This window comes from Microvirga tunisiensis (genome assembly GCF_009296175.1).
Taxonomy (GTDB): Bacteria; Pseudomonadota; Alphaproteobacteria; order Rhizobiales; family Beijerinckiaceae; genus Microvirga; species Microvirga tunisiensis.
The window spans coordinates 18,210-41,981 of record NZ_VOSK01000002.1 but is presented as its reverse complement, the minus strand read 5'-3'; the positions used below and the strand labels follow the sequence as shown (position 1 = coordinate 41,981).

The window sequence follows — 23,772 nt, the reverse complement described above, 5'->3', positions numbered from 1 at the left end:
CACATCTTGCCTAATACTCCAACTCGAACCCAAGCCCGACGGAACTGCCGCCTTCGGCATTGATCTCGCCCTGAGCCTTGAGCCGCCGTGTCAGATCGACGTCGACCGTCACGCCGCTCTCCTCGGGCAGAGCGCCGGCTTTCACGCCGACTCGCACATTGTCGCTGATATAGCGCGAAACGCCCACGCCAGGCCCGCCGCCAGCGCCGACGGTGATGTCGAGGCTGTCGACACCGAGCGAACGGCGCAGTTGCTCGAACGCGTCGTTGCCGGACCCGCCGGAGAGCTGCGCCACGGCCTGCGCGAGCTGCAGGGCCTGCCCCGCGGACAGCCCGCCCGACGGCCTCTGGAACAGGATGCGGGAGAGGACCTCGTCCTGAGGCAGGTACGGTTCGGAGCTGAACGTGAATTCCGGGCTGGAGGCCGGACCCGTGACACCGATGCGAGCAGTGACGTCTCCCGCCTGCGTCTCCGCCAGGAAGTCGAGGGATGGCGTGAGATCGCCGGTGAAGTCCAGTCGTCCACGCACGAACTCGAGCCTCTGGCCCAGAAGATCGAAGCGGCCGCGCCGGAGTTCGAAGGCACCGATGGCAATGGGATCCTGGGTCGTGCCCTGGAGCCGCAGATCGCCGCCGAGTTCGGCATTGATGCCGCGCCCGCGCACGAAGATGCGGCTCTGCGCCGTCAGCGTCAGATCGAGTTCGGCGCGGAAAGGTGTGCCTCTCGCAGAAGCGGATTGCCGCCGCTGCGCGAGAGCGAGCCGCGCGGCCGCGGTCGGCGTCGGCCGCACATGCCTGGTTCCCGGGAGCGGTCTCAAGGTGGTGGGCAGCCGGTCAGGCACGGAAACGTTCATCGAGATGATGTTGATGTGGCCCGCAGCCCGCGGCCTGCTCAGAAGCGGGCCCGAGACGGTCAGATCCAGGTCGGCGCTGGCCTCGACGGTCTCGTTGGAGACGAGCTGCGCGCGGTTGCCCGTGATGCGGATCTCGCCGGGCAGCCCCGCCGCCGGATCGATCGTCACCTGGCCTCGGGCGGAAAGTGAGCCACCGCTCGGTGTCTGCGCCGTCAAGTTCTCGATGGAAAGCACCTGCCCGCGCGCCACGAAGCGCCCGGCAATGCCGTTCAGCTGGACGCCCTGGAGCGAGTCGACGAAGCTGCCGTTGGCAAGGGTCACGGAACCCTCGATGCGCGGGTTCGAGAATTTTCCGGCAATTGACAGATCGAGATTGGCAGCTCCTGTCAGACGCTGACCAGATGCGGACAGGAAGGAATTGGCGATGGCAAGGTCGGTACGCCCCACCACCCTGAGCGCCAGTTCCTCGGCCGGATCGAGGGGAACACTTCCCGAAACCTGCACAGTTCCGCCACGCCCGATGGCAATCCTCGCATCGATGCCGGCCCGCTGATCGGCAAGACGCCCCTGCGCCTCGATGTTGAGCGCCGGCAGGCCGGCCCGACGGGTCTCTGCCGTGGCAAGGCCTGATACGTTGACGCGGTAGTTTCCGGTAGGTGCTTCCATTGTTCCGCCAATGGAAGCATTTCCGTTGACCGTGCCGGCCAGACCGAGATTGGGCACCACGATGTCGGCGACCTGAAGCGGCAGGCTGCGGACATCGACGGAGAGATCGAGTCTGTCGGAAACCGTGCCGGAAACCGCGATACGGCCCTGATCCGCCGCGATCACAAGATCGGACAGGGTGACGGCACCGTTCTGAAGGATGATGGCTGCGGGTTGGGCCAGAGCCAGACGCCTGCCGCCGCGGCGTGCGGTGAAGCTCGCAAGCTCGATCCGTGTTGCATCGCCAGGGACGAGGCGTCCATGTGCGTCGAGGTTGAATCCCTGCCCGACGGCAGACGCCGTAAAGCGCGAGGCATCCGGCGTTCCATCGGCCACGAACCGCACGGTTCTGTAGGTCTGGCCGCCAGCCGTCAGCGCCTCGGCAGAGACGTTACCGTCGATCATGGGACGGCGATAAAGATCCTGAACGGTGAGCTTCGCATCGAAATTCCTCACCGACGCATCCGCCACGGCAAAGCGCGCGCCTCGTGCCGTAATCGTGGCATTCTGACCGCCACCACTCGCATCGAGAGAAACAACCGCATCGAGCGCGCCATCGAGCTTCGTCAGCACGAGCGGCGAGAGATCGTCGAAGTTGCTGCCGGACAGGGAGATCTCGCCCTGCGCCAGATTCTCGGCGCCCAGGCGGAGATTTCCATTCAATCCGACTGAACCGATATCGATATCGAGCCGGTCCAGGAGCCACCCGCCCTCTGGAGGCTTTGCGAGATGAAGGGAGCCCGTTGCTGGCTTCCCGTCCACCTGTCCATCGAGCATCAGAGCGGCATCGAGCGCACCCGTCACATCCTTGGCGTCGAGACTGATCGCAAGGCGCGGGATGGATCGATTGAGGGCTCGCACGTCGGTGAGCGTTGCAACACCCCGCACGTCCGGCCGTTCGAGCGAACCTGCAAGACGAGCCATGACACTCGCCCGGCCGGCGGTCACTCGCTGATCCACTTGCCTCAACTCGTCGATGGTGATGTCGAGGCCCAGATCAGCCGCGGATTGCGTGGCACGCCCATCGACACGGGCATCGAGATGTGCCCCATCAACCTGGAAATTCTCAAAAGCGAAACCATTGGGGATGCGGCGCATCGTGCCCGTAGCTGTGACCGAGCGCCCCAGGAGACCGTCGACGCCCGGCGTTCCCGTCGAAAGTTCCCGCAACCGGGCGTCGACGACAGCCGCCATGTCGTACCGACGAGGATTGCCTGACAATCGCGCCGTCAGAGTTGCAGAACCCTGCAGCGGCCGGCCCGCGACGCCTGAGAAGGATGCCAGCGCCGGGATGTTGGCATCGAGCGCGCCATCGAGAATGGTGCTTCCCACCCGTCCCGTGAAGCCTGCCCGCGCCGTGGAGGTCTCGATGCGCGCCGTCTCCACGTTCGCGACACCATCCAGATCGAAGGAACCACGCGCCGTGACCGAAAGGGTCGTTCCAATCGCCCGGGCGAGCGCCCGGTCCGCAGGCCGGATCCCTCCAGCACCTGCATCGACGGCAAAGGAGAATTGGTTGGGAGGCGATGCGCCGTCCACCGGATTCATGGTCACACGGGCCGTCAGCGTGTCCAGGGTGCCCTGCGGGAGCCTGACCTCGGCGGCATCGAGCAAGCCGTTGATGCGCGGCGCCGTCAACGGACCCTGCACGGTTCCGTTGAAATTGAGCCGGGCGATCTCCGCCTCCCCTGCGCGCGTTTTCGCACCATCGGTCGGCAAGGCACGGGCGTTGAGCGTCAGATCGAGAACCTGGCCGGAGCTGACGGTTCCGGTCATATCGAAGCGTGCGACATTCGATGTGATGCGCACCGGCTGGAAGCGCAGGCTGCTGTCATCGCCGACGGTCACATGGCCAACGAGCTGAGTGGTCCCGCTGAAGACTGGCGCGGCCGGTGCCGGCAGCAATCCCTCGACACGCGCGGCGAGATCCAGATTCACATCATAACCGGCCGTGGCGCGCTTGACGGTCGCCGTCCCCGAAGCACCAATCGTCGGTCCGGCAGTGAAATCGAGCCGCGCTGCGAAGTCATTCATGGGCCCCTGGCCGGCGAGCTTCAGATCGACGGGCGGAAGTCCGGGCAGATTCATCAGTCGAGCGGCAATGCCGCCTGCAGGTTCCTGATGGGTGAGGTCGAGGGCGAGACGGTTCGACTGTGGAACGTAGGTGAGGTCGATCGAAAGCCGCCCGGGCGCATCCAGGCGCTGCGCCTGGAAGTTCAGATCGAGCCCTTCGGACGGATCGCCAAGCTGGGCCGAACCCGCCGCCGAGAGCTGTGCCTGCGTGCCGAGCACCGGCGCACCAAGGGTGAGTTCCTGCAAGGCGAAGCGATCTACGATGACCCGCACCGGCAGTTCGGGCAGGATTGGCTCATCGGAGACAGGCGCATCCTCCTCGGCGGGCAACGGCCTGCGCAGAACCTGAAGGCGGTCGATGGTGAGTTCGTCGACCTGAAGGCGTCCGCGCAGCAGCGCCGTGCGGCTCCAGACGAGGCGGGCTCGATCGAGATTGAGCCACACGCCATCCCGGTCGGCAATGCGGATGTCCCGGATGACGGCATTTGAGGAGAGAGCCCCCTCGATGCTGCCGATGGTAACGCGCGTGGTCGGCGTCGACAGGAGGCGCGAGATCAGATTGGCCAGAACGCCCTGGTCGCTCTGTGCCTGGCTGGGACGTCCCGCCACCAGCCAGAAGGCTGCAACCGTCAGGGCGATGATGATCGAGATAAGGGCGAGGGAGCGGATTGGCTTGATCATCAGAAGGCCTGCCCGATTCCGACATAAATGGCGTAGGACGGATCGCCGGGTCCCGGATTGACCGGGATCGCGACATCCAAGCGAATGGGGCCGATGGACGTGTAATAGCGTAGGCCAAGACCTGCCGCGACGCGGATGTCCTCGTCGAAATCCGGGAAGCTCGATTCAAAGGCGGTGCCGGCATCGACGAAGGGCACGATACCGATGGTATTGGTGATCTTGATGCGCGCCTCGAGCGAGGCTTCGAGCAGGCTTCGGCCCCCAATCGGCTCGCCGAGGAAGGTCGGACCAAGCGTCCGGTAGCGGTAGCCGCGCACCGAACCGCCGCCGCCGGCGTAGAAACGCCGATTGGCCGGGATTTCATCCAGTTCTGCGCCGACGATCGACCCCAAGCCGATGCGGCCTGCGAGGATGTTGCGGGCCTCCTCGTCGAGAGAGTAATACGCAGAGGCCGTTCCCCTCGCGACGGTCATCGGCACGGATGAACCGAGGAATTCCGGGTAAGGGGCCACGGAGGCGATCACCCGCATGCCCTGCGTAGGATTGAGGAGATTGTCGGTCGAGTCGTAGCTGAGAGAAACCGGCAATCCGACGAGGGTGTAGTCGATCTGACCGAGGACGTCCGTTGCCTGCCCTTTCTCGTACTCGATGCCGCCCTGAATCGAGAACTTGTCGCTGAAGCGGTGGCGGATGCCGGTGGTCGCGTTGACGAGGCGGCTCGTATAGCCTTCCGTCCTGTCGCGTTCGGCGAGGCCGTCGATCAGCCAATCGTTGCGTGTCCCCCAGAGAGCAGGCTTGAGGAAGCTCGCGCGGAACCGACCTCCGAGGTTGTCCCACGTGAAATCCTGATTCCGGTCGGGCTGACCGCCATCCTCTGTGAGATAGAAGATGCTGCCCTCAAACCTCAGCCGCTCGGCGCCGCCGAACAGGTTTCGGTGCGCCCAGTAGGCCCTTACCGCCGGTCCGTCAGTCGTGGAATATTGGACCGAGGCTCCGACGACCCGCTGCGGGCGTTCTGTCAGCTCCACGAAAAGAGGCAGGTTTCCGTAGGCATCCAGGGCCTCACCTTCGCGGATGCGCACGGATGACAAAGCCTCGATCTGGGAGATCGACTTGCGCATGGAGGCAAGTTCCGCTGGCGAATAGGGATCGCCCGGCTCCGTGTAGATGAAGGAACGCACCACGGCCGGGTCGACATTCTCCGCCCCCTGGATCGAAATGGCTCCGATTCCCGCCCGCGGCCCTGGATCGACGGCAAGGCTCACGTCCATCACTTGAGCCGGATGGATCACCACAGGGTCCTGCCGCCGGATCTTGGCGAAGGGGCGCGATTGGGACCGGAAATAATCGACGATCCGGGCTTCGGCGGCGACGATATCGGCGGAACGGGCCGGATCCCCGGGCTTGATCTGCACGACCCGAGGCGGAAGCTCGCCCGGTGGGAAGGGGCGTCCCGTCCTCGCATCCAGAACGGCAACATCCCTCAACGCAAATTGCGGACCTGGATCCGCGATGATCTGAATGGGAACGAGCGCGCGTGCGAGATAGCCCGAGGCTGCTCGGGTGGCAGCATCCGTGCGGGGCGCCTGCAACACCATCGGAACGCCGGCAACGTTGATGGTGATGCGAGCATTGTAGTACCCGGCACCCCAGAGCGCATCGATCAAACGGGGCAGATCGGCCTGTGCCCGACTGATGAGAGCCGCGGCATCGGGAGGCGGATCGGATTGCAGGCTTTGAAGGGTCGATGCGTCCTTCAGGGTTTGCTTCAGGTTGCTGTTGTCCGCGCCCACCACGATGTCGAGGGAATAAGGCAGGGCCTGCGGGCTTGGAGGCGGTGGCGCATCGCCACCCCCACGCAGCCAACCGAAGAGATCGAGAGCGACGGCAGGCGCGATCGGCAATCCACTGAACAGAACGCCAACTAGAACTGGGAATACGATCCGTCGTTTGTTACTCAGCCACCGCAATTGAGGCACGATCTCCCCGATCAAAACGGACCAATATTCCTTGGCCTCACAGCCAACCTCGCCCAGTCGATGCGTCCGGATCCAGACCAGCTCAGTCTATCGAGAGGCACCTAATCACAGTTTCCCCAACGGCAAAACCCTGACCGTTGGTTTTTGGGTTGATAGTTGATGAAAGATCACAGGTGGCAGCGAGGAAAATATACTTCCAATAGAAGACATCGAAGATCCAAGATAACCGGGGCTTCTCAAGTACCACTGTCAGCAAGCCAATAACATTCTATCTTTCTCCGAAACCCAGTCGACTGCCAATTGCTCGAATCTGCCAAATGTGGCGAAAATGAGAACTTATCATCCCCCCAAAAGAACGATGTTAATCTATATCTCTCCGGTGCCCGATAGCCAAGGCTCATTGACCAACCGTTCTGCCGGGTGTAATTTTTCGATCCAGGTATTGGCTTACTCCAAGTTGCTTCGATGTAGAGCGGCCAATATCAAGCCAATATTGCTTACAAACTTGTTTTGGTTGAATCCTCATGTAGAGTTTCCCGACCAAAAACAATGTAATGGCGTACAAGAGTTATTGCCTTCTGCTTCATGTCCAAGGCCTCTCATGGCAAGGATGGGTGAGGAATGGCTGTAGCGTTCATACTCGTTCTGGTGGCCGTTGGCTCGGTCGTGTTCCACCTTGTCAGTCCTTGGTGGTGGACACCAATCGCTTCAAACTGGCGTTACATCGACAACACGATCATCATCACCTTCTGGATCACCGGCGCGGTCTTCGTCGCCGTCGTGCTCTTCATGGCATATTGCGTCTATCGGTTCCGCCATCAGGCCGGCCGACAGGCACACTACGAGCCTGAGAACAAGAGGCTCGAATGGTGGCTGACCGTTGTCACAGGCATCGGCGTTGCCGCCATGCTGACGCCCGGACTGTTCGTCTGGCGACAGTTCATCACGGTTCCGGAAGATGCGACCGACATCGAAATTTTTGGGCAGCAATGGCAATGGAGCTTCCGCTTGCCCGGAGCGGATGGCCAACTCGCCACCTCGGACGCGCACCTGATCAGTCCGGACAACCCACTCGGCATCAACCGGGAGGATCCGAAATCGCAGGACGATGTCGTTATTGAAGGCGGCGAATTGCACCTGCCGATCGGCAAGCCGGTCAAAGCACTCCTGCGCTCGGTCGACGTCCTCCACAATTTCTATGTGCCGGAGTTGCGGGCCAAGATGGATCTGGTGCCGGGCCAGGTTTCCTACATCTGGTTCACGCCGACACGAACGGGAACGTTCGATGTTCTCTGCGCAGAACTCTGCGGCGTCGGTCATCCGCAGATGCGTGGAAAGCTCGTGATTCAGGAACAAAGTGATTATCAGGCATGGCTGCAGGATCAGGCAGCGCGAAGCTTCGCGCGTCTCACGCCTGCCGCCAACTGAGGAGGCGTTCGCGCCTCATTAGACGGAGAGAAAACGGAATCTACCGAGGAGAGCCTCCTGATGGTCGATGTGCCACTTGGTCCGGCTGGAGCCGTTGCACCGGCCGATGTCGAAGATGTCGAACTCTATCATCCTCATAGCTGGGTAACGAAGTACGTCTTCAGCCAGGATGCGAAAGTCATCGCGATTCAATATTCGTTCGTGGCTCTCTCGGTCGGACTGGTCGCTCTCGTGCTGTCCTGGCTAATGCGGTTGCAGCTCGGCTTTCCGGGCGTCTTCGCCTTCATCGATGCCAATGCCTATTACCAGTTCATCACCATGCACGGCATGATGATGGTAGTCTATGTGCTCACCGCCTTGTTCCTGGGAGGCTTCGGCAACTACCTCATTCCCCTGATGGTCGGCGCGCGCGACATGGTGTTTCCCTATGTCAACATGCTGAGCTTCTGGATCTATTTTCTCGCCGTTCTGGTTCTGGTAGCGAGCTTTTTCGCACCGGGAGGGCCCACGGGTGCCGGATGGACGCTGTATCCACCGCAGGCCATTCTTTCAGGCACGCCCGGAGGACAGGAGTGGGGCATCATCATGATGCTCGCCTCCCTGATGATCTTCATCATCGGCTTCACCATGGGCGGCTTGAACTACGTGGTGACGGTGCTGCAGGCGCGCGCGCGCGGCATGACGCTGATGCGTATGCCTCTCACCGTCTGGGGCATCTTCACGGCGAGCTTCATGGCTTTGCTGGCCTTCCCTGCCCTCTTCGTCGGCGCCGTCATGATGCTCTTCGACAGAATTTTCGGAACCAGCTTCTTCATGCCGGCCATCGTCGAGATGGGCCAGCCGCTGGAACGCGATGGCGGTTCTCCCCTCCTCTTCCAGCATCTGTTCTGGTTTTTCGGACATCCGGAAGTCTACATCGTGGCGCTGCCCGCCTTCGGCATGGTCTCGGACCTGATCAGCACCCATGCGCGACGCAATATCTTCGGCTACCGCATGATGGTCTGGGCCCTACTTGCCATCGGCGCCCTGAGTTTCGTTGTCTGGGCCCACCACATGTATGTGAGCGGCATGAATCCCTATTTCGGGTTCTTCTTCGCCACGACCACGCTGATCATCGCCATTCCGACGGCGATCAAGGTCTATAACTGGATCCTGACGCTCTGGCGCGGCAACATCCACCTTACCGTTCCCATGCTGTTCGCCCTCGCCTTCATCGTGACCTTCGTGAACGGGGGACTCACGGGCCTGTTCCTCGGCAACGTGGTGGTGGACGTGCCCCTCTCGGACACCATGTTCGTGGTCGCCCATTTCCACATGGTCATGGGCGTAGCTCCGATCCTCGTGATCTTCGGAGCGATCTATCACTGGTATCCGAAGGTGACTGGGCGCATGCTGAACGACACGCTCGGCAAGCTCCATTTCTGGGTTACGTTCCTCGGAGCCTACGCAATCTTCTTTCCCATGCATTACCTGGGGCTGATGGGCATCCCGCGGCGGTATCATGACATCGCAGACATGTCCTTCGTTCCGCCCTCGGCCCATACGCTTAACGCCTTCATCACCATCGTGGCCCTGATCGTCGGCGCGACGCAACTGGTCTTCGTCTTCAATCTGTTCTGGAGCCTGCGTCACGGCCGGCCGTCCGGCGGCAATCCCTGGCAGGCGACAACCCTGGAGTGGCAGACGCCGGAAACGCCGCCTCCGCACGGCAACTGGGGCAAGGATCTGCCGGTCGTCTACCGGTGGGCCTACGATTACAGCGTTCCGGGGGCCGATCAGGATTTCCTGCCGCAGAACCAGCCCGGATTCACGCGCACAGTGCCAGGATCCTCCCATGGGTAGCATCCTCCTGTTCCTGAGTGTGCTGGCCATCATCGGCGCCTGGTGGCTCTCGCGACAGGGGCTCGCGTCCAAGCCGTGGCTGGAACAGGGCACCGCCGACATCTTGCCGGAAGCAAATGCCACCCCTCCATCCAAGATCGGGCTTGGCATCTTTCTTGCCGTCGTCGGCTCCCTGTTTGCGCTTTTCTTCAGCGCCTACGCGATGCGCATGCAATTGCCCGACTGGCGCACATTGCCGATACCGGCGATCCTCTGGCTCAACACCGCGATGCTCGTCTTGAGCAGCGTTGCTCTGCATGGCGCAAACAGCGCAATCGGGCGGGGAGAGATGCCTGAACTGAGAATGGGCCTTCTCGCAGCAGGCATTTCGGCCATGGCCTTTCTCTCTGGTCAGCTCCTGGCCTGGAGGCAGTTGACAGGCGAAGGCTACCTGTTGGCCGCCAATCCAGCCAATGCCTTCTTTTATGTCCTGACCGGCGTGCACGGTCTTCACCTCCTCGGCGGGCTGGTGGCACTGGGCAGGACCACCGAGAAGGCATGGCGCGAGACGACCACGGAGCCTCTGCGGCTGTCCGTGGAGCTCTGCGCCACATACTGGCACTTCCTGCTCCTCGTCTGGCTTGTCTTCCTCAGCGTGCTGACGGGCTGGGCTGGTGAATTCGTGGACATCTGTCGGCAACTGCTGACATAGGAGGAGTTCTGCGCATGGCGGAACAGGCCCTGACGGATCTAAGAACGACCTATACCGAGGCCTCGGGCCTGCGCAGCGTCGCTGCCGACTTCTCCTCGGATCGGCAGGCCTTCAGGAATGTGTCCTGGGGCAAGGCCATGATGTGGATCTTCCTCCTCAGCGACACCTTCGTCTTCAGCTGCTTCCTGATCTCCTACATGACGGCGCGCATGTCGACGACCGTGCCGTGGCCCAATCCGAGCGAGGTCTTTGCCCTCACCATCGGAGGTGTCAAGCTTCCCCTGATCCTGATCGCGATCATGACCTTCGTCCTGATCAGCAGCAGCGGAACCATGGCGATGGCCGTGAACTTCGGCTACCGCCGTGATCGCAAGAAAACGGCCATTCTGATGCTGCTGACAGCGCTTCTCGGCGCCACCTTCGTCGGCATGCAGGCCTTCGAATGGACCAAGCTGATCCACGAAGGCGTCCGCCCCTGGGCCAATCCATGGGGCGCGGCTCAGTTCGGCTCATCCTTCTTCATGATCACCGGATTCCACGGCACGCATGTGAGCTTCGGCGTGCTGTTCCTTCTCGTTACCGCGCGTAAGGTTTGGCGAGGCGATTACGACCACGAGAGGCGGGGCTTTTTCACCAGCCGGAAAGGGCGATACGAGGCTGTCGAGATCATGGGTCTCTACTGGCACTTCGTCGATCTGGTCTGGGTTTTCATCTTCGCCTTCTTCTACCTTTGGTAAGAGAGCAGTCATGGCACAGGCATCAGCACATGCGCAGGGACAGCAGCACCCGATCAAGCTCTATCTGGTCGTCTGGGCTTGGCTGTTCGTCTTGAGCGCTTGCTCGTATTTCGTCGATTACTTCCAGGTTCAGGGTCTTCTCAGATATTCCCTCATCATCCTGTTCATGCTGATGAAGGCGGGCCTCATCGTCGCCATCTTCATGCATATGGCGTGGGAGCGCCTTTCGCTGGTCTATGCCATTCTGGTGCCGATGAGCGCTGTTGTGGTGTTCGTGGCGATCATGATGCTCGAAGCGGATTACACACTCCTGTCCAGGGTGGTGTTCTTCGGATCCGGTTCTTGAACAGCATGGAGGCGGCCCGATGGACGGGCCACCTCCAGATTCTCTCCGGGATTTCGGTTATCTCACAGGATGGGCCTCGTCAGGGTGCGGAGGCTCTACGACCCGGCGATAGAGATGCCAAGTTGCGTGCCCAAGCACCGGCATCACGATGGCAAGCCCGACGAAGAGCGGAATGGATCCGACAAGAAGCGCTGCCGCTACGATGAGGCCCCAGAGCGCCATGGTGAGCGGGTTCATCGCTACTGCCTTGACCGAGGTATAAACGGCAACGGCCGCGCCGACGTCCCGATCGAGGAGAAGCGGGAACGAAATCACGCTGATGCTCAGGACGGCCACGGCGAAGATGAAGCCGAGGATGTTGCCCAGAAAGATCAATCGCATGCCCTCCGACGTCGTGAGGACCTGATTGATGAGTTCCGAATACGATGTGGGCACCGCATAGCCGAAAATTGATTGGTAGAGCAAACGAGCCGTCGTCAGCCAGACCAAAAAGATGGCCAGCAGCAGAACGCCGAGCGCGACGATCGACGGGATCGAGGGAGATTTCAGAACGTTGAATGCATCCTGCCACGACGTCGACAAGCCAAGTTCCCGCCTGCGACTGATCTCATAAAGACCGATGCCTGCGAACGGACCGATCAGCGCGAAGCCTGAGGCTAGTGGGAAGAGGAGCGGCAGTGCGTTGTTGCTGAAGGTGAGCGCGGCAAGGCAAACGCCGACGACAGGATAGATCAGACCAAGGAAAACCAGGTGTGACGGCATGGCCCAGAAATCATCGAACCCCTTTGCGAGGGCTTCTTTCAAATCAGCGGGCGTGATCTTTCTGACAACCGGATGTGCCGGAGCCTCGCTTGCGCCGGCAACAATATGAAAATTGGCCATAATCGCTCCTCCAGGGCTGAACCTTGGCAGTTGAGATCACGGCGGTGCGTGCGTCATCCAGCGGGTCACGCGTAGCCGCAACCTATGCCTTGAGTATACGCCGGAACGATCTGGCTGTCGCCCCGGATTAGAGCAGGACTCGTCCTGGGACTATCCGGGGACAACATGCCTATGAAAGATGTTCAGCGTGCAAATGCTGCCAAGATCCGCGCCCACGAGCGAATACCGTGATGGAAGCTTGACAGATCGTATTTCTCATTGGGCGAATGCACGCGATTGTCGAAGCGCGCGAAGCCCACCATGAGTGCATCCATGTTGAGCAGGCGTTTGAAATCTCCGACGATCGGAATGGAGCCACCCGTTCCCGCCAGCGCCGCTTCACGGCCCCACTCCTGCGTGAGAGCGTCGAGAGTCGGCTTGAGCCAAGGTCCATCCAACGGCAGGCTGAGCGCTGGGCTGCCACCGTGCTCCTTGAACGTCACGGTGCAATCCGCCGGAATGGCGGCCCGCACATGGGCCCGGAAGGCTTCTCGAACCTTGGCTGGATCCTGGCCTGTCACAAGGCGGAAAGATACCTTGGCGGAAGCCTTCGACGGGATAACCGTCTTGAAGCCCTCGCCCGTATAGCCGCCAACAATCCCGTTGATTTCGCAGGTCGGCCGACCCCAGATCTGCTCTAGCACACTGCGTCCCTTCTCACCTGCCGGAATGCTTAGGCCGACCTGCCCGAGGAAGCCGGCCTCGTCGAACGGCAGACGGCTCCATTGCTCCTTCACGGCAGCGGGGAGCTCCTGCACGCCGTCGTAGAAACCCGCCAAGGTGATGCGCCCTTCAGCATCGCGCAGCGCCGCGAGGATCTCGGTCAGAACATGGATCGGGTTGCGTGCGGCGGAACCGAACATGCCGGAATGAAGATCCCTGCTCGCGCAGGTGATTTCGACTTCCTCCCCCACCAGACCACGCAGCATGGTGGTCACGGCTGGCGTGTCGTTGTCCCACATGTCGGTATCGCACACGAGGGCGACGTCCGCCGCCAGTTCATCCCGAAAGGCCTCAAGGAAAGGCTTGAGACTCGGGCTACCGGATTCCTCTTCACCCTCGAGCAGAATCGAAACGCGGATCGGCAACTCGCCGGACACAGCCCGCCAGGCCCGGCAGGCCTCGATGAAAGTCATCAAGGCCCCCTTGTCGTCCGACGCGCCCCGCGCGACGATCCAGGTGTCGCCGTCGGGTGCCTCTACGAGGGTCGGCTCGAACGGTGGCGTGCTCCACAACTCGATGGGATCGACAGGCTGTACATCGTAATGGCCGTAGAACAGCACATGCGGCCCCTTGGCAGGCTGCACCTGATGGCCGACCACCATGGGATGGCCTTCGGTCGTGCGAGCTGAAGCGTCGAAGCCCAGCTCACGCAGTTCGTCCGCGAGCCATTCCGCCGCCCGACGGCACACTTCCTTATAGGCAGGGTCTGTCGAGATGCTGGGGATGCGGATGAATTCGAAGAGGCGCTCAAGGCTCTTGTCCAGATCGGCATCGATACGGTCGAGAACGGCAGCAAGATGGTCTGTCACGGAAAGTTCCTCTTTGCTCGCCGCGAAGGAACGGCGATAGAACGGATTTTCAAGGCAGGGCCGTGCCGTTTTACCGCCTCCCTCGCGCAGGCAAAAGGAGAATCATCACGTCCGAGGAAAGCGCATCCGTCCTCTCGAGCGTTTGCCAGAATTCCGCCAGGATGGTGAGATGGGTCATCAGGGCGAGACAGGTATGAGCGTTATGGATCGGATTGACGGGATCGGGCGCTGGCTGATCGATCAAGCGCCGCATGGAAATGTGAAGGATCTGTTTGCAGGCTTCTGCCGGGAGGCCGTCCGGGCGGGCTGGCCCGTCTGGCGCGCATCCCTCGGCTTGGAAGTGCTGCATCCGGAGGTCAGTGGCTGGCAGCACATCTGGATAAACGAGAGCCTCTCCGTGCGGGAAGCCGATCGCGCCACGGCAGCATCGTCGCCATCGTATCTCAACAGCCCGACCCGCATCGTAGATGAAACGGACAGGCCGTTCCGCCGCAGACTTGACGTGCCCTGCCCCGAGATGCCGCTACTCGAGGAACTGAGACTATCCGGCGCGACGGACTACGTCATATATCCGCTGCCCTTCCTGGATCAGACCCGCACAGCAGCCATCTCCTTTGCCACGAGAGATGCGCAAGGATTCGATGAATCCACGATCGACGGCCTCGCACGCGCCGCGAAGATGCTGAGTCCCTATCTGGAGCGTCATGTCCTGCGACGGATCGCCATCGATCTGCTCGACACCTATGTGGGCCCGCGGACGGGTCAGCGAATCATCGAGGGCCGTGTGGATCGCGGTGCGGTGGAACTCATCGAGGCGGCGATCTGGTTCACGGATCTTCGCGGATTTACCCGATTATCGGAACACTCCCCGATCCCCGACGTTCTGGCTGATCTGAATTCCTGGTTCGGGATCATCGGGGAGGTCGTCGAGGCGCATGGCGGCGAGGTGCTCAAGTTCATCGGCGACTCCGTATTGGCGATCTTTCCAACTTCTTCTGAGCAGAACAGCAGGCTTGCATGCCGGAGCGCCCTCGCAGCCGCCCAGGAGTTTTGTCTGAGAACGAATGCCGGAAACGAACTCCGCGGATCCCTTGGCCGCGCACCCTTGATGCACAGCCTCTCCCTGCATTTTGGGGAGGTTGCCTATGGCAATGTGGGCGCTCCTCACCGACTCGACTTTACGGTCGTCGGCCCAGCTGTAAACCGTGCAAGCAGGCTCCTGGATCTCGCAAAGCAGCTTGATCGACAGGTGATTGTATCGCGGGTCTTTGCCCAGAAGCTCGATCAGCCCCTTGTCGATCTCGGCCGCCACCACTTGCGCGATATCGATCGTCCTCAGCAGGTTTTCGCACCGCTCGAGTAAGATTTTTCTGTACGTGTCACATTCATCCTTTGCAACACTGCGGGATCAAACAGGGAGGGCTTATTGGCGGATTGGGATGCGGGACAATACCTGAAGTTCGAGGATGAGCGCACCCGGCCATCCATCGACCTGCTCAGGCGTGTGCCTCTGGAAGAAGCAACGAGCTGCGTCGACATCGGATGCGGTCCTGGAAACAGCACGGAGCTGGTCGCCCAACGCTATCCGACAGCCCGGGTCCTCGGGCTCGACAATTCGCTCGACATGCTTGCCAAGGCACGAGCACGTTTGCCGGATCTGGACTTCGGTGAGACTGATATCGCGAGCTGGCAGACGGAGGAGCGTTTCGATCTGATCTTCGCCAATGCCGTCCTGCAATGGCTTCCCGGGCATCCCGATCTTCTCAAGCGCCTTGTCTCCTTCTTGAATGACGGAGGATGTCTTGCCGTTCAGATGCCGAACAATCTGAACGAACCGTCCCATCGACTCATGGGACAGGTTGCACAAAAGGGACCCTGGGCGGAAAAGCTGTCTTCCGCCGCCAAGGCGAGAGAGACGATCGGATCCTTTGAGGATTATTATGCCTGGCTGCTACAGGCCGGATGCTCGGTCGATATTTGGCAAACGATCTATGTTCATCCGCTCGATGGTGCCGAGGCTATCGTCGAGTGGTTCAAGAGCACCGGCCTGAAGCCCTTTCTCGATCGTCTCTCGACTGAGGAGCGTTCAGAGTATCTGCGTCGATACCAAGCCGTGATCGCGGAAGCATATCCTGTTCAACAAGACGGAAAGGTTTTACTGCGCTTTCCACGCCTCTTCTTCATCGCACGGCGTGAATAGATGGAGGGACGATGGAAAGCACGGGGTCTCTCGTGGTTCCATTTCCGGTCCGCCGAAAGGTCAGCCCCTGTTCTTCTAGCACTTCGACGGGCTTCATAGTATAACCCTTCAAAATCTTTATGCCCTTCGACAGAACGGCCGGTCCTTTGGCGGCGGAGTTACATCATGGCATGGGATCGGACGGACCGCCCGGCAATCGACCTTGCGGCCATCGGGTACATTCTGCCTGTCCTTCTTGCTTGCTTGCTTTTTCCTGGAGAGGCGGAGGCACAGAACGTCGGGTGTGCGCTGCAGGCTGCGCCGGCTCCACAAAGGCAGGTTCTGCGCTGTCGTGACGGGCTGACCATCGAGGCCGAGGCAGGAGCCGACTACAATCTCGTCGATCGGAATGGGGATAGCCAGCCAGACGCAGTCAGCCTGCGGAACCGCGCCATTTTCATTGATGCACCGGCGCGATCCAGCAGGCAAGGCTTCGAGATCCTGACCCCTCAGGCCATCGCGGCCGTGCGCGGCACGCAATGGGCAGTCGATGTCGCTGGAGGCAAGACAGCTGTTTTCGTGGTCACCGGGCGTGCATCGGTCAGGCGGGTGAGCGGCGGAACCGCCAGCGTTAATCTGGGTCCAGGAGAGGGTGTCGATGTGGAACCGGGGACGGCGCCTCTGGTCGTCAGACGGTGGCCCGCCGCTCGTGCGTCTGCTCTCCTGGCGCGCTTCGGACGATGACATCGATATGGATCGGCGCTACGCCTTCACTCTGATCGCGGCAGCATTGGCCGGTCTCTGGGGCGCTGGACTTGCGCTGTCGTATCGGGAAGGCCGCGCAGCCTTCCTCGACCGCGTGGAAGCGCCCCTGGCCGATTTACGTTTTCTGATCCAGGGACCACGTCCAGCGCCGGATGCGATTACGATCGTCGCCATCGACGATCAGACGGTTCACGAAACAGGATCCTATCCCCTGTCCAGGGCAACGATGGCCCGTCTTGTTTCGGCACTCGGACACATGAAGCCTAAGGCGATCGCGCTCGATATCCTGTTCATCGATCCGGGCCCGGCGGAAGGCGATCTTGCGCTCATTGAAGCCCTTCGTGGAGCGCCGAGCGTTCTCGCCGCTGCGGGCCTGTTCCGACGCGCGACGCAACATGCGCTCGCACCGACCGACGACAACTCTGAGGGCCTTCCTGTCGCACAAAGCCTGCTTCTGCCGCTTGAATCACTGACTCGTGCCGGAACTCTTGGGGTCGTCAACATTGCGACGGATGCGTCGGGCGTTCCGCGCCATGTTCCTCTTCTGCTGCGGTCAGACGGCCGGATTATACCCTCTTTTCCGCTGCGGGCCGTCTCCATTGCGATGAACCGCGACCCTGTTCTTCACTCGGACGGCATCGATATAGGCGGCATATCGACGAGCACCGAGAGAGGATACGCCCTAACGCTTCGCTTTTATGGCCCCGGCGGCACTGTTCGCACGATCAGCGCGGGTCAGATCCTGAACGGCAATGTCGAGGAAGATGCGGTTCGCGACAAGGTTATCGTAGTCGGCGCGACGGTGGCGGGCGGTGGCGACACATTTCCGAGCCCCTTTGATCCTGTACTGCCGGGTGTCGAGGTTTTGGCGACCGCCATCGCTCATCTGATGGAAGGCGATGGCCTCGTGCGTGATCGGCATGTTCGTCTCATCGACGCAACCGTGGCTGTCATTCTGCCGGTTCTCTTCGTGCTGCTTCTCTCCTGGCATCGCAGCATCTGGGGATTGGCTCTTATTGCCGGCATCACCACCCTATGGATCGGCGTCACTGTCGTGGCATTCACGCAGGGTATCTGGCTCAGCGCGGCTCTGCCGCTTTGGGCGGCAACGCCACCCGTCGCTCTCTTTGGAGCGGCGAGGCTCTGGCTTGATCGCAGCCGGGCGGAGCGCCTGAGCGCGCAGAGCCGAACCCTGCAGAGCTTTCAGCCTCCAAGCCTGACCGAGCGGCTGACCAAGGATCCGATCTTTCTCATCAAACCGGTACGCCAGCAGGCCGCGCTGATCTTCATCGACCTGTCGGGGTTCACGGGCCTGACCGAAGTCCTTCCCCTCGATGACACCCGCGAGATTCTTCGAAGCTTCCACACCCTTGTCGATCAGGAAACCGTGCGGAACCATGGAATTGTCGCCAGCTTCATGGGAGATGGCGCGATGATTCTGTTCGGGCTTCCAGATCCCTCTCCTCAGGATGCCGGTCATGCCTTGGCCGCCTGCGTTGCTCTCTCCATGCGCATGGAGAGTTGGCTCGCGACGGTGCCGCAGCCGATCGCATCGCGTATCGGCTTCAAGATCGGCGCCCATTACGGAAGGATCATCGCATCGCGGCTCGGAGGCGACAGCCACCAGCACATTACCGCGACTGGCGATACGGTCAACGTGGCGAGTCGGTTGATGGAAGTTGCGGCGGCCCACCACGTCAGCGTCGCTTTGAGCGATGCTCTCTACCATGCGGCGGGACCGGCACGCTCGGTTCTTGAATCTGGAATTCTGGACGGCCCACTTGCCACTCCGATCCGCGGTCGAGCAGGTTCGCTGCAAGTCTGGTTCTGGAGGAGAAGATCCACAGAAGCCCGAGGGGAAAGCCTTGATGATTTCCACCAGGGGTTTTCCCCATGCCGAAATGCGGTCAGGCCGCTTCAGAGTTCGTCGGGTGCAGGCATGCCCGTGCCGAACCAGTTCTTCTGCATCAGGGCCTGCGCTTCCTCGACCGATTTCTGATCGCCACGCGCCTTTGCAGCGAGAAGCAATCCTGCAGCAGCCCACCCATTGTTCGGAGAGCGCTGGAGCGCAGCACGAAACGCTTCCTCGGCCTCTGCGGGTTTTCCCTGGGCCATCAGCGCCGCCCCGAGTGACTGATGCACCGGATAGTACCAGTATGGCGGCTCCATATAGGGCAACCGATCCTGGATGGCGGCGGCCTCTGCGAACAACGTGGCAGCCTTCGCCTGATCTCCCGCAGCCTGTGCGATCCGCGCCTCGATCTCGCGGGCTGCAATGGTCAGCACGTCCGGTCCGGGCACACCTGCATCGGGCAAGGCCGTGATCTCCGGCCTCTTCGCCAAGGCCTCAATGGCAGTCGCCTCGGCGCGAGCTTCATCTGCGCGCCCGAGACGGGCCAGTGCAACCCCGCGCGCATAATGCCAGGCGGCTTCGACAAAGGGGAAATCTCCCTGCGGCTGCGGGAGAGCCAGCACCTCCTCAGGCTTTGAGAAAAGAGCATGAGCGTTGTAGGGTGCAGCAGCGATGGGCTGCGTCCAGGGCACTTCACGCTTGGCCCGATCGGAGATGATGCCGGACAGCTTCTGCGCCGCATCCACGGCTGTGCGCCCATCGCCTCCCGTCAAGGCCGAGACCATGACGAAATGGATGTTGTGGGCGTAGTAAGCTTCCGAATAGAGAAGACTTGCGCCTCCCCGATTCAGGAATGCCTCATCGGCGGCCGCCGCACGCACGTTCGCATCAAGGCTCTCGCGCCAGCGTCCGAGGCGATACCAGATATGGCTTGGCATATGCACCAGATGCCCTGCCCCCGGGATCAGCTTTTCCAGTCGCTCGGCATGCGGCGCAGCCCGCTCCGGATGATCGGATGCTTCGACGACGTGGATGTAGAGGTGGATGGCGCCCGGATGATTGGGGTTCGCCTCCAGAGGCCCGAGTTGCCGCGTTCCAAGAACGCCTTCGATCAGTGCAACGATCCTCTCCGCCTTTCCTTTCGGTGTCTTTCCGCCATCCGCCCAATAATCCCAGGGCGTGAGATTCATGAGCGCATCGGCTGTAAGCAACGCAATATGGGAGTTCTGCGGGAAGCGGGCCTGCACAGCCTCCATGGCATCCGCATAAGCCTGATCCAGGGCTTTGCGATCGGCATTGGGATCGGGTGAGTGCCGCTTCGAGAGGGCTTCCACCAACGCGACCTGCAGGTCGCCACTGTCCGCAGCGAGGCCTCGCGCCTTCTCGAGCACGACAAGGGCGCGCGCATTCGCGTCGGCATCCATCGGGTAGTTGATATGCGGGCCCAGAACCCAGGCCTCACCCCACAAGCACATGGCACAGTTCGGATCGAGTTCCTGGGCAGCCCGGAATGCACGCGCCGCCTCCGCGTGGTTGAAGCCCCAACCCAGCCGGTAACCCTGATCGAAGTAGGCCTGAGCCTGCCCGTTCTGATCTTTGGTCACGGCCCAGGAGAGTTGACCGAGATTATCGTAAAGGGGCGGCTTTTCCTCCGAGCGTGGAGCAGCGGCGCCTCGCGGCAGGTCCCGGCTATAGGCGCCGAGTTCCGTGCGCTTCGGCTGAACCTCCTGCGGCTGCGATTGGAGTTGCGTGACTGTCATATGATGCCCTGCGCCGTGCTGGCTTGGATTCTGCAGGGCATGCAGCATCCGTACCCGCGGGCTGTCATGACTCCCAAGCGGGCAGGCATCGACGGACCTTGCCGTAAGAATTGCCAAGACGGCAGTTGCCGAGAGAAGCACGGATCTTACCGAGAGACGGCAGCGCTGAGCGATGAAGGTCGTCATGAGCACAGATTCCCAGGTTGGCGGAAGACCGAGCGCCCGCAGGCGCTACCGTCCGATGCCGAACGACGGACGCAGCAGACTCACCTTGATTGTGCCTGGAAGTTTGCTTGCTCAGGAGAGGCGATCATGACAACGTGAGGAGGCAAAACTGCCAAGGAGACGCACCGATGCTCCACGTGGTCGTTCTGTTCCTGAATGGCGGATGCGCCTCGACGGCCCTTCTCCCGATGGAGATCTTCCGCAATACGGGCGTCCTTTGGAATCTTCTGAAAGGTAAGGCACCGGAACCACGGTTTCGTGTCACCACCGCGTCGCTCGGAGGCGGCCCTGCCGTCACGGATCAGCTGGTCTCGCTCCTCCCTTCCTGCGCCGTCGAGGCTGTGGAGCAACCCGATATTGTCTTCGTCCCCGCAGGCGGATTGCCGTTCGATACAATGATGCAGACGGGCTATGTGATCGATGCCGTCATCGAGCATAATGCCGCTATCATCCCATGGCTGCAGAGATGGGCCAGCACAGGAACAAAGGTCGCAGGCGTCTGTTCGGGTGTTGCCCTGCTGGCCGAGGCAGGGTTGCTCGACGGCAAGCGCGCGACGACGCATTGGGGATTGGCTGAAATCTATCGCAAGCGCTTTCCCGATGTGGACTGGCAACCGGATTATCTTATCACGGATGCCGGAGACATTGCCTGCAGCGGCGGCATCAACTCAGCCGCGGATTTGAGCCTTTATCTGGTCGAGAGGTTTGCAGGTCGCGAAGTCGCCTTGGAATGCGCTAAGGCCCTGCTGATCGAAATGCCCCGCACATGGCAGGTCGCGTTCGCGGATGTCATGCTGCGCAAGGACCATAACGATGAAAATATCCAGCGCGCTCAGGACTGGGTCCATCAACATTTTCAACGACCCATCGGTGTGGAAGCCATAGCAGCGAGAGTCGGGATGAGCCCTCGCAACTTTATCCGCCGTTTCAAGGACGCGACTGGGCACACCCCCTTAAGCTACATCCATACTATTCGCGTGACCATGGCGAAGAGATTGTTGGAGGACGGACAGCGGAGCATCCAGGAAGTGAGCCAAGCCGTCGGCTATGAGGACGTGATTTTTTTCGGGACTTGTTCAAACGCCATACGGGGGTGTGTCCCACGGAGTACCGAACCCGCTTCGGAACACCACCCATCACAAATCCTGTCGATCGGCGCGACTCTCGCATTGAGGTTCCCGCCAGAACCTCTTGGTGAGAGGCGACAAGCCGCGCCATGGGTTCACCACGGGATCGAAATCGCTCGATCAGGCGCTCTGCTCTTCCGTCGAGCGTTCAATCCGGATTGAACGCCTTCTCTCGCGCCGCAAACGCTTCATCAGAGCGATAGAAGCCACCATCGTGCGTTCGAGTTCTGACAGAATGCTGTCCGTGTCCAACGCGAGTGTTAGGTTCTTTCGTTCCATTTTCATCAGCAACCTATTTCGCTTTTCCAATATTAGAACCGGGTTGTTCTTCAAGCTAAGCGTCGCAGTGCGGCTGCAATGTGGCAGGCTAAGGATGAGAATTGCGCGGTGATGATGCGATAAAGAGTTAGTGTCTGACGAACGATCTAACGATGCAATTGACGTCAGGACTCAGAGTCTGGCGACACTTCCCTGTTTCCGTTCCACATCGTCCGCTCGCCTGCAAATGGTCGGAGCACGGCTGATCATCTTTTCAAGCGCGGACGAGCGCAGATGCTTTACGGCCATAGCGACGATCAAAAGGAGGCTGTGTTCCGCGCAACGCTTCGTCGATATGGGCGACATGCTAATCGAGAGGCTGAATACTTTGTCACGGCCTCGTGCGCGGGTGAAGCGCTCCCGCACAACGGGATCGGTCGTCCAGATCCGATTAGGGCCCTACGTACCGATTCCACTCGGCACAGTACTGCTGAAAGCTGTCCGGAAGCTGATGGGAGGAAGCTTCTCGCCCTTCCTGAAGTGAGCTTGGAGCTGAGGATCCAACCGCGAGGAGAGCCGCACCAACGCTCGTTCCGGTCGAACTGGAAACGACAATGACTGAGCGTCCAATTGCCTTCGAGAGAGCCTCTGCGTAGAGGGTATTGCGCGCAAAGGGCCCTTCCACGATGATGGGACCTGCCGCACGGGTCAGATCGAGACAAGCCTTCGTCATCAGAGCTGCATAGAGCGAGGCCGCGACATAGGTCTCATCCGCATTCAATCCGTTTGAGGCATTGACGACGCGATGTTCGGCATCGGGAAATGGCCCGCATCCCGGCACGACACTTGGTGTCATGACAATGCGCTCCTCCAAGACACGATGGATGGCCTCCGGCGTCGCCGTCCCCTGCCCTTTTGTCAGCAGTTCAAATTCACGTCCCCCCATGAAACGCGCGGAAGGCACGGCACGGCCAAGGGCGTCAACGTTGGCGAGAGTGTCACGCTTCGAGTCGAGATGATCGAGGTCCCCACCGACTGCGAAGATCACGACCCATGTGCCCGTCGAGACCACGGCGAACGGCGCCTCGTGCTGACCGAGATGCGGCAGAAGCGAAGCGTTCGAGTCGTGAATGCCGCAGTAGAGGGGTACGGGCCGAGCAAGCCCGATCTTCGCAGACATCTCCTCCGTCACATAGCCCAGACGATCAGAGGGTTTCCTGACGGGGGCCAGCTTCCCGGCAATCCCAAGCGTCTCGACGAGCGACGAGAAGCCTCCCTGCTTTGGTCTCCATAGATCGGTATGACAGCCAAGCGAGGTCACCTCCGTGGCCGCAATTCCGGTCAGCCTCCAACCCCAATATTGCGGGTAGGTGACGATGGCCTGCGCATTCGCGAATGTTTCCGGAAAGACGGCTTTCTGGTAGTGAAGCTGAGCTCCGAGATTGAGGCCGCCAGGCAGGCGCGGTGAGAACGTCTCCGAAAAGGGCGGTCTGATCTCATCATAGGCAGCCTCGACGTCGACCGGGTAACGGAACTCGTAATCGAGGATCGGCAGCGCCAGGCCTTCGGCGCTCAATAGCGCTCCGCTCGCGCCATGCGCGGTAATTGAAACGGCATCGAACTCGAATTCCGAATTGAGCTCCTTCAGGGACTGCAGGAAGAAGGCGAAAATCCCATCCACGTCGAAGTGCGGGTAGGATCCGTCGGTCAGGACCCGGTTGGGGCGAGTGTGGGCCGCGACCTCACGCCTCTCCCCGGCATCGACGATGACGGCTTTCACATTGGTCTTGCCGACGTCGAGTACTGCGACTTTCATCG

The 23,772-nt window shown here is 61.0% G+C and carries 16 protein-coding genes; 10 read left to right on the top strand and 6 right to left on the bottom strand.

What is annotated here, in order from left to right:
* Nucleotides 1–10: 10 nt before the first annotated feature.
* Both FS320_RS01425 and FS320_RS01420 read right to left on the bottom strand, forming a co-directional pair.
* Nucleotides 11–4,312, bottom strand: coding sequence for a translocation/assembly module TamB domain-containing protein (locus FS320_RS01425; protein ID WP_152708828.1), 4,302 nt, complete (start codon nt 4,310–4,312; stop codon nt 11–13).
* Nucleotides 4,312–6,291: a BamA/TamA family outer membrane protein gene (locus FS320_RS01420; protein ID WP_162002748.1), complete on the bottom strand. Its 1,980-nt coding sequence runs from the start codon at nt 6,289–6,291 to the stop codon at nt 4,312–4,314. Before FS320_RS01420 ends, FS320_RS01425 begins: the two co-directional genes overlap by 1 nt.
* Before the next feature lie 621 nt (nt 6,292–6,912).
* Between FS320_RS01420 and FS320_RS01415 the strand changes: the two genes are divergently transcribed.
* Genes FS320_RS01415 through FS320_RS01395 form a run of 5 tightly spaced genes read left to right on the top strand, consistent with a single transcriptional unit; the run spans nt 6,913 to nt 11,335 of the window.
* Nucleotides 6,913–7,719, top strand: coding sequence for a cytochrome c oxidase subunit II (locus FS320_RS01415; RefSeq protein ID WP_152708826.1), 807 nt, complete (start codon nt 6,913–6,915; stop codon nt 7,717–7,719).
* A gap of 60 nt (nt 7,720–7,779) precedes the next feature.
* On the top strand, nt 7,780–9,561 hold the full coding sequence (gene ctaD / locus FS320_RS01410; protein WP_162002747.1) for a cytochrome c oxidase subunit I: 1,782 nt from the start codon (nt 7,780–7,782) through the stop codon (nt 9,559–9,561).
* Nucleotides 9,554–10,252 (top strand): cytochrome c oxidase subunit 3, encoded by a 699-nt coding sequence (locus FS320_RS01405; protein WP_152708824.1) that lies wholly within the window; start codon nt 9,554–9,556, stop codon nt 10,250–10,252. Before ctaD ends, FS320_RS01405 begins: the two co-directional genes overlap by 8 nt.
* Before the next feature lie 14 nt (nt 10,253–10,266).
* The gene (locus FS320_RS01400) at nt 10,267–10,989 is read left to right on the top strand and encodes a heme-copper oxidase subunit III family protein (RefSeq protein ID WP_152708823.1); all 723 of its coding nucleotides are present in this window, start codon (nt 10,267–10,269) and stop codon (nt 10,987–10,989) included.
* Nucleotides 10,990–10,999: 10 nt separating this feature from the next.
* The gene (locus tag FS320_RS01395; protein ID WP_152708822.1) at nt 11,000–11,335 is read left to right on the top strand and encodes a cytochrome C oxidase subunit IV family protein; all 336 of its coding nucleotides are present in this window, start codon (nt 11,000–11,002) and stop codon (nt 11,333–11,335) included.
* 57 nt (nt 11,336–11,392) lie between these two features.
* Here FS320_RS01395 and FS320_RS01390 read toward each other — a convergent pair whose 3' ends face one another.
* The gene (locus FS320_RS01390; RefSeq protein WP_152708821.1) at nt 11,393–12,217 is read right to left on the bottom strand and encodes a DUF2189 domain-containing protein; all 825 of its coding nucleotides are present in this window, start codon (nt 12,215–12,217) and stop codon (nt 11,393–11,395) included.
* A gap of 182 nt (nt 12,218–12,399) precedes the next feature.
* Entirely contained in the window at nt 12,400–13,788 is a 1,389-nt protein-coding gene (locus tag FS320_RS01385) for a dipeptidase (RefSeq protein ID WP_162002746.1), read from the bottom strand.
* Between the two features lie 193 nt (nt 13,789–13,981).
* On the opposite strand from FS320_RS01385, the gene FS320_RS01380 reads away from it, so the two are divergent.
* From FS320_RS01380 to FS320_RS01365, 4 genes are all read left to right on the top strand, one after another.
* Nucleotides 13,982–15,151, top strand: coding sequence for an adenylate/guanylate cyclase domain-containing protein (locus FS320_RS01380; RefSeq protein WP_162002745.1), 1,170 nt, complete (start codon nt 13,982–13,984; stop codon nt 15,149–15,151).
* 63 nt (nt 15,152–15,214) lie between these two features.
* Nucleotides 15,215–15,988, top strand: a complete 774-nt coding sequence (gene tam, locus FS320_RS01375) for a trans-aconitate 2-methyltransferase (RefSeq protein WP_152708818.1) — start codon at nt 15,215–15,217, stop codon at nt 15,986–15,988.
* 165 nt (nt 15,989–16,153) lie between these two features.
* Nucleotides 16,154–16,711: a FecR domain-containing protein gene (locus tag FS320_RS01370; RefSeq protein WP_152708817.1), complete on the top strand. Its 558-nt coding sequence runs from the start codon at nt 16,154–16,156 to the stop codon at nt 16,709–16,711.
* On the top strand, nt 16,626–18,731 hold the full coding sequence (locus FS320_RS01365) for a CHASE2 domain-containing protein (protein ID WP_244626913.1): 2,106 nt from the start codon (nt 16,626–16,628) through the stop codon (nt 18,729–18,731). Before FS320_RS01370 ends, FS320_RS01365 begins: the two co-directional genes overlap by 86 nt.
* Here the strand turns inward: FS320_RS01365 and FS320_RS01360 are convergent.
* The gene (locus FS320_RS01360; protein WP_152708815.1) at nt 18,650–20,530 is read right to left on the bottom strand and encodes a tetratricopeptide repeat protein; all 1,881 of its coding nucleotides are present in this window, start codon (nt 20,528–20,530) and stop codon (nt 18,650–18,652) included. The two genes, FS320_RS01365 and FS320_RS01360, sit on opposite strands and share 82 nt — an antisense overlap.
* Nucleotides 20,531–20,757: 227 nt before the next feature.
* On the opposite strand from FS320_RS01360, the gene FS320_RS01355 reads away from it, so the two are divergent.
* The gene (locus tag FS320_RS01355; protein WP_202882819.1) at nt 20,758–21,858 is read left to right on the top strand and encodes a GlxA family transcriptional regulator; all 1,101 of its coding nucleotides are present in this window, start codon (nt 20,758–20,760) and stop codon (nt 21,856–21,858) included.
* Between the two features lie 547 nt (nt 21,859–22,405).
* On the opposite strand, the gene FS320_RS01350 is transcribed toward FS320_RS01355, so the two are convergent.
* Complete coding sequence (locus tag FS320_RS01350; protein ID WP_152708814.1) at nt 22,406–23,770, bottom strand: FGGY-family carbohydrate kinase; 1,365 nt, start codon at nt 23,768–23,770, stop codon at nt 22,406–22,408.
* Between the last annotated feature and the right edge of the window lie 2 nt (nt 23,771–23,772).

What these genes read in the sequence shown, in the direction of transcription:
- FS320_RS01425 (WP_152708828.1), bottom strand. Translation starts at nt 4,312, where the DNA reads ATGATCAAGCCAATCCGCTCCCTCGCCCTTATCTCGATCATCATCGCC.
- FS320_RS01415 (WP_152708826.1), top strand. Translation starts at nt 6,913, where the DNA reads ATGGCTGTAGCGTTCATACTCGTTCTGGTGGCCGTTGGCTCGGTCGTG.
- ctaD (WP_162002747.1), top strand. Translation starts at nt 7,780, where the DNA reads ATGGTCGATGTGCCACTTGGTCCGGCTGGAGCCGTTGCACCGGCCGAT.
- FS320_RS01405 (WP_152708824.1), top strand. Translation starts at nt 9,554, where the DNA reads ATGGGTAGCATCCTCCTGTTCCTGAGTGTGCTGGCCATCATCGGCGCC.
- FS320_RS01400 (WP_152708823.1), top strand. Translation starts at nt 10,267, where the DNA reads ATGGCGGAACAGGCCCTGACGGATCTAAGAACGACCTATACCGAGGCC.
- FS320_RS01395 (WP_152708822.1), top strand. Translation starts at nt 11,000, where the DNA reads ATGGCACAGGCATCAGCACATGCGCAGGGACAGCAGCACCCGATCAAG.
- FS320_RS01390 (WP_152708821.1), bottom strand. Translation starts at nt 12,217, where the DNA reads ATGGCCAATTTTCATATTGTTGCCGGCGCAAGCGAGGCTCCGGCACAT.
- FS320_RS01380 (WP_162002745.1), top strand. Translation starts at nt 13,982, where the DNA reads ATGAGCGTTATGGATCGGATTGACGGGATCGGGCGCTGGCTGATCGAT.
- FS320_RS01370 (WP_152708817.1), top strand. Translation starts at nt 16,154, where the DNA reads ATGGCATGGGATCGGACGGACCGCCCGGCAATCGACCTTGCGGCCATC.
- FS320_RS01365 (WP_244626913.1), top strand. Translation starts at nt 16,626, where the DNA reads ATGTGGAACCGGGGACGGCGCCTCTGGTCGTCAGACGGTGGCCCGCCG.
- FS320_RS01360 (WP_152708815.1), bottom strand. Translation starts at nt 20,530, where the DNA reads ATGACGACCTTCATCGCTCAGCGCTGCCGTCTCTCGGTAAGATCCGTG.
- FS320_RS01355 (WP_202882819.1), top strand. Translation starts at nt 20,758, where the DNA reads ATGGAGATCTTCCGCAATACGGGCGTCCTTTGGAATCTTCTGAAAGGT.
- FS320_RS01350 (WP_152708814.1), bottom strand. Translation starts at nt 23,770, where the DNA reads ATGAAAGTCGCAGTACTCGACGTCGGCAAGACCAATGTGAAAGCCGTC.